This is a genomic window from Streptomyces caeni (genome assembly GCF_042678285.1).
GTDB classification, from domain to species: Bacteria; Actinomycetota; Actinomycetes; order Streptomycetales; family Streptomycetaceae; genus Streptomyces; species Streptomyces caeni.
In genome coordinates, this window is record NZ_JBHUDX010000047.1 from 98624 (window position 1) to 104922 (window position 6299).

Here is a 6299-nt window from a genome sequence, read left to right on the forward strand (position 1 = left end):
CCCGGGACCGGGCACTGTGCCCGCGCGCCCCGGGGTCACTCGTCCATCCTGCGCTCTCTGCTCTCTCATCCTGATCGGTGTGACCGGTTATGGCCTGTTGAGTCCCGATGGGAGGCGGCGGTTCCGGGGGTTCCCGGGAGATTGCGTGCGGGAGATCTGCATAATCTCTGCACATTCGGCGGGAGGGGACCCACGCGTGAGCGGAACGAACGGACGGACCTGCCCGGAGTGCGCGGCACCGCGGCGGCCCGACGGCACACCGTCGTGCGCGTGCACCCGACGGGCGTCCGACGCGCTCCGGGACGCGCGCACGGCGGACGCGGCGACGGCCGAGGACTTCGATCCGCTGCGCATCCGGCCGTACGTGGAGCTGGAGGTCACCGCCGCGGAGACACAGGCTCCCGTGGAGACGGAGGTCGCCACCACGCGGACACGGGCTCCCGCATCGTCGGAACCGGCCGCGCGGGAGTCGCCCGGGGGCGCGGCGGAACCGGACGAGACGATGCAGCTTGCCGCCGTGCGGGACGGGTCGGGGCGGGCCCCGGCGCCCGCCGACGAGACGATGCGGCTGGCCGCCCTGCGGACGGACGACTCCGAGCGGGCCCCGGCGTCCGCCGACCGGACGATGCGGCTTGCCGCCGTGACGGACGACGGCACGGGGCGGCGCGCAGCCGCGCCGGAGGGGAGTATGTCCCCCGGGATCGCGCCCGACGAGACCATGCGGCTCACCGCCGTGCCCTCGGCGCCGGCCGGCCCGGAGCGAGCGGACGGCACGGCGCCCCGGCGACCGCTGCGACCGCGGCGCACCACCGTGCTGCTGGCCGCCGGCGGGGCGGTCGCCGCGGTGGTGGCGACCGCGGGGATCGCCGGCGGGCTGTTCTCGTACGACCCGCCGGAACGGGCCAGAGCACTGCCCGAGGACATACGCGCGAGCGTGCCGGAGAAACCGTCGGACGGCCCGACGACGCCGGCGCCCACTGCGTCCTCGGCCACACCCTCGGCGAGCCCTGCGCCGTCACCGAGCGACAGCCCGTCACCCTCGGCGTCGCCGTCGACGGCGTCACCGAGCCCGTCACCCTCGGCCACGGCGAGCCACGCCCCGCCCGCGCAGACCACCGCCACGGCATCCCCGGCCACGAACGAAAAGAGCGCCCCGGTGCTGCGCCCCGGCGACAGGGGTCCCGAGGTCACCGAACTGCAGCTGCGCCTGCGCCAGGTGGGCCTGTACTTCGGTCCCGCGGACGGCAACTACGGCAGGCACGTGGAGTACGCCGTCCGCAACTACCAGTTCGGCCGCGGCATCAGACAGGACGCACCGGGGGTGTACGGGCCGGCGACGAGGGCGAGACTGGAGTCGGAGACGACCCAGCCCTGAGTCCCGCAGAGCGGACGCCCCGTCGGCCCGGGAGCCGCGGTCCGGTCGGTGGTCCGGCCGGCGGTCCGGCCGGCGGTCCGGCCGGCGGTCCGGCCGGCGGTCCGGTCAGCCGATGCGCAGGGAGATCCCGCCGTCCGCCGTGCCCGCCGCGCGCACCCGCGTGAGGTCCCGGACGAGGACGTCGGGGTGGTGCGCACGGGCCCGGGGGCCGACCCCGACCACTCGCATCCCGGCGGCGCGCCCCGCGGCGATGCCCACGCCGGAGTCCTCGAAGACGACGCAGTCCCCCGGCGCGACGCCCAGTTCGGCGGCGCCCTTGAGGAAGCCCTCGGGGTCCGGCTTGCTCGCGCCCACGCACTCGGCGGTGATCCGCACGTCCGGCGGCGCCAGCCCCGCGGCCGTCATGCGCGCGGTGGACAGCGCGACGTCCGCGGAGGTGACGAGGGCGTGCGGCAGCCCGGCGAGGGAGGCGAGGAAGGCGGCGGCGCCGGGGATCTCGACCACGCCGTCCATGTCGGCGGTCTCCTCGGCGAGCATGCGGGCGTTGTCCGCATGGTTCTGCTCCATGGGACGGTCGGGCAGCAGTACGGCCATCGAGGCGTGGCCCTGCCGGCCGTGCACGACCCTCAGCACCTCGTCGGCGTCCAGCCCGTGCCGCTCGGCCCAGCGTCGCCAGCAGCGCTCCACGACGGCATCGGAGTTGACGAGGGTGCCGTCCATGTCCAGCAGCAGGGCGCGGGCGGTGAGAACGGTCGTGGCCGTCATCGGCATGGCTCCAGGGCGCGGGAAGGGGACCGGCAGGGCCCCGGGGAGACAAGGCGGCCCCGCCCACCGGTCAGGGAGGTGCGGGCGGGAGCCACTTTGTTCCTACACGATACAAAACAGCCGTCCATCCCGCCACCGCCTCCGACCTGCACCGACGCGGCCCTCTCCGGGACGGACACCGCAGGGACACCAGCCGGTCACCGCCAGGCGGCCGGCGGGACACCGCGGACCCGTCCGGCGGCCACCGCCCCACCCCGGCCCCGCCGCTTCACTTCGCGTCACGTCACGCGGCCACGGCCTCGTACAGGCTCCACACCCCGAGACCCGTCATCAGCAGCACCGCGACCTTCGTGATCAGCCGCAGCGGCACCCTCTTCATCAGCGCCCTGCCGCCGACGATCCCGAGACCCGCGACCGCCCACAGGGCGAGCACCGCACCAAGGCCCACGGACAGCGGTGAGTCGTAACGGGCCGCAAGGTTCGCCGTCATGATCTGGGTCAGGTCCCCGAACTCGGCGACCAGGATGAGCATGAACCCGGCCGCCGACACCTTCCAGAAGCTCTGGTTCTCGGGCCGCCGGATCTCCTCCTCGCCCTCGCCCTTCTTCAGCAGCAGCACGGCGGCGCCGCCGAGGAAGAGCACACCGGTGAGCGCGTGCACGATCCGCTGCGGCAGCAGGGTCAGCACGCTGCCCGCAGCGACGGCGAGCGTGACGTGCAGCAGGAAGGCGGCGGCGACACCGGCGAAGACGTACGAGGCGCGGTAGCGGGTGCCGAGGACAAGCCCGGCCAGGGCCGTCTTGTCCGGCAGTTCGGCCAGGAAGACGACGCCGAAGGCGAGCGCCAGGACGGTGATGCTGATCAAGGTTCCTCAATCGGTCGGGGCCGCCCCGCCGAGAGTGCTTGACTGCTGCGACACCTCGGCACGGCAGCACACGGGTCGCCCGTACCGTGGGGCACGGGCGTGCACTGCTGGCCGAAGGTCTCGCTGGCCGACCCGTACGGGTCAGTCTCCGGGCGCCGGCTCAGGCGAGCTGAGCAGTATGTCGACGGTCCGGCGAAGAGCTACTCCCCTTCTGCGCCGTCCATGGTAAGCGACCACCGGACGCCACCCGTGCGACAAAAGTCACGCCGCACCCCTTGTAGTGTCATGTACTCGTCATTAACTTCTTACCGAAACCACACCTTCCGGCAACGCCCCCTCGCGAGCATTCCCCGCCCGCAGCTCGACACCCCACCCCACAAGGGAGTCCCCAATGCCCAAGGTCTACGCGCGTCGACGCCTCGGCGTCCTGGCCGCCCTCACCGGACTCATAGCCTCGGTCGGACTCCTCAACGGTCCGACCGCCTCGGCCGCACTCCCCACCCCGGTCAGCGCCGCCACCGCCCGCAGCTACCTGGCCTCGCTCACCGTGGCGGCGGAGAACCGCACCGGCTACAGCCGCGACCTCTTCCCCCACTGGATCACCATCAGCGGCACCTGCAACACCCGCGAGACCGTCCTCAAGCGCGACGGCACGAACGTCGTCACCAACTCCTCCTGCGCCGCCACCAGCGGAAGCTGGTACTCCCCGTACGACGGCGCCACCTGGACCGCCGCCTCCGACGTGGACATCGACCACCTCGTGCCGCTCGCGGAGGCGTGGGACTCCGGCGCGAGCGCGTGGACGACGTCCCGGCGCCGGGCGTTCGCCAACGACCTGACCCGCCCGCAGCTCATCGCCGTCACGGACAACGTCAACCAGGCGAAGGGCGACCAGGACCCCGCCACGTGGGTCCCGTCCCGGTCCGCCTACGTCTGCACCTACGTCCGCGCCTGGGTGCAGGTGAAGTACTACTACGGCCTCTCCGTCGACTCGGCCGAGAAGAGCGCGCTCCAGAGCTATCTCGCGAACTGCTGAGCCCCCCGGGGCCTCCGGACCCTCCCCGCGCCCCTCCGTCGCCCCGTACCGTACGGGGCGACGGAGGGGAGTGATCGCCATGGCGACGAGTCTGCGCCTGGGGCCGCTGCTGAGATACGTGGACGAGTCGTCCGCGACGGTCTGGGTCGAGGCGAGCCGCCCGTGCACCGCCGAGGTGCGCTGTGCCGGCGGCGCCCGCGGCACGGCCCGCACCTTCCAGATCGCCGGGCACCACTACGCGATCGTGCCGGTGGCGGGCCTCGCACCCGGCACCGCCGAGGCGTACGAGGTGCTGCTGGACGGGACGCCCGTGTGGCCGCTGCCCGACTCGTCCTTCCCGCCCTCCGTGATCCGCACGTCCGATCCCGAGGTGGTCCGCGTCACCTTCGGCTCCTGCCGCTGGGCCGCGCCTCCCGTCGGCGAGAGGGACCGGGTGGGGCTGGGGCCCGACGCGCTGGACACGCTGGCGGCGGGCCTCGCCGCCGACCCGGACGCCGAACGCCCCGATGTGCTGCTGCTGTTGGGCGACCAGGTGTACGCGGACGAGACATCCGCGACGATCCGCGACCGGATCGCCGCCCGCCGCGGTCTCGCCCACCCGCCGAACGGCCAGGTGGCGGACTACGAGGAGTACACCTGGCTCTACCGCGAGTCCTGGCTGGACCCCGAGGTCCGCTGGCTGCTGTCCACCGTGCCCAGCTGCATGATCTTCGACGACCACGACATCATCGACGACTGGAACACCAGCGCGTCCTGGCTCGCCGACATGCGCGCCACCTCGTGGTGGCGCGAGCGGCTGCTGAGCGGCCTGATGTCGTACTGGGTCCACCAGCACCTCGGCAACCTGTCCCCGGCCCAGCTGGCCGAGGACCCGCTGTACGCGGCCGTGCGCAGGACCCCGGACGGCACGGACGTGCTGCGCGCGTACGCCGCCCAGGCCGACGCCGACCCCTCCTCGGTCCGCTGGAGCTACCGCCGGGACTTCGGCCGCGTCCGGGTCGTCATGCTCGACACCCGCGCGGCGCGGGTCCTCGACGAGGGCGGCCGGTCGATGCTCGATCCGGCGGAGGCGGAGTGGCTCCGGCAGCAGGCCCTCGGCGCGCGTGACACCTGCGACCACCTGCTGATCGGCACCTCCCTGCCCTGGCTGCTCCCCCACCTGGTGCACGACGCCGAGGCGTGGAGTGCCGCCCTGTGCCGCGGCGAGCGCGGCGAGCGCTGGGCCCGTTACGGCGAACGCCTGCGCCGCCTGGCCGACTTGGAGCACTGGGCGGCCTTCCCCGAGTCCTTCCAGGCGCTGGCGGAGCTCGTCGCCGAGGCCGGTACGGGGCCGGGCGCCCCGGCGAGCGTGTGCCTGCTGTCCGGCGATGTGCACCACGCGTACATCGCGGAGCCCGAGTGGCCGGGTGGCGGCCCCGACGCCCGCGTCCTCCAGCTGACCTGCTCCCCCGTGCACAACTCCGTCCCGCTGGCCATCAGACTGGGCTTCCGTCTCGGCTGGAGCGGCCCGGGACGCGCCCTGGGCCGCCGTATCGCCCGGCACGGCCGGGGCGTGCTACCCGGCCTCGACTGGCGCCGGACGGGCGGCCCGTGGTTCGGCAACCAGCTCATGACCCTGACCCTGCGCGGCCGTTCCGCGTCACTGCGGGTACTGCGGGCCCGCCCGGACGGAACGGGCTCGGCCCACCTGACGACCGTGGAGCAAGCCCACCTCACCGACCCGTGAGACACCGGGCCGACGGGGCCGAGGTCCGGGCCGACAGGGCCGAGGTCCGGGACCCGGGCCGACAGGACCGAGGTCCGGGCCGACAGGGCCGGGACCCGGGCCGACAGGGCCGAGGTCCGGGCCGACAGGGCCGAGGTCCGGGACCCGGGACGACAGGGCCGAGGTCCGGGCCGGCGGGGTCGGGGCCTGGGGTCCGGGGTCCGGGCCGACGGCGCCGGGGTCCAGGCAGGGGATGCGGTCTCCGAGGCCGGCGCCCGGCGTCAGGGGCAGGGATCCGGCTTCCAGCGACGCTCGCCGCGCGCCTGGCCGCCGGGCCACGCCGACCAACGCCAGGCACGCAACCCCCGACCCCCAGGCCACGACCTCCGGCCACCGCCCCCGGCCAGGGGCGGGACGCGACGTCCGGGACCGGCGTCCGGGACGACGACCCGCAGCCGCGTCACCGGTCCCGGGCACGAGCCGCGGTCGTCCGGCGCCGCCTGCGGCCCCTGGCCGCACCGCGGCGCGCGTCGACCCCGCACGCACCCCGGCG

At 74.5% G+C, this 6299-nt stretch carries 5 protein-coding genes; 3 read left to right on the forward strand and 2 right to left on the reverse strand.

Going from position 1 to position 6299, the window contains the following annotated elements; all coding sequences use genetic code 11:
• The first annotated feature begins 196 nt into the window (after positions 1-196).
• Complete coding sequence (locus ACFSL4_RS17620) at positions 197-1375, forward strand: peptidoglycan-binding domain-containing protein (protein ID WP_381083601.1); 1179 nt, start codon at positions 197-199, stop codon at positions 1373-1375.
• Positions 1376-1480: 105 nt separating this feature from the next.
• Here ACFSL4_RS17620 and ACFSL4_RS17625 read toward each other — a convergent pair whose 3' ends face one another.
• Together ACFSL4_RS17625 and ACFSL4_RS17630 are read right to left on the reverse strand one after the other, a co-directional pair.
• Positions 1481-2146 carry an HAD family hydrolase gene (locus tag ACFSL4_RS17625; protein WP_381083603.1) on the reverse strand — a complete coding sequence of 222 codons (666 nt, stop codon included), beginning with the start codon at positions 2144-2146 and terminating at the stop codon, positions 1481-1483.
• A 277-nt stretch (positions 2147-2423) separates the two neighbouring features.
• Entirely contained in the window at positions 2424-3005 is a 582-nt protein-coding gene (locus ACFSL4_RS17630; protein WP_381083605.1) for a TMEM165/GDT1 family protein, read from the reverse strand.
• A 391-nt stretch (positions 3006-3396) separates the two neighbouring features.
• On the opposite strand from ACFSL4_RS17630, the gene ACFSL4_RS17635 reads away from it, so the two are divergent.
• Positions 3397-4041 carry an HNH endonuclease family protein gene (locus ACFSL4_RS17635; RefSeq protein ID WP_381083607.1) on the forward strand — a complete coding sequence of 215 codons (645 nt, stop codon included), beginning with the start codon at positions 3397-3399 and terminating at the stop codon, positions 4039-4041.
• A 79-nt stretch (positions 4042-4120) separates the two neighbouring features.
• On the forward strand, positions 4121-5767 hold the full coding sequence (locus ACFSL4_RS17640) for a DUF7800 domain-containing protein (RefSeq protein WP_381083609.1): 1647 nt from the start codon (positions 4121-4123) through the stop codon (positions 5765-5767).
• Positions 5768-6299: the final 532 nt, after the last annotated feature.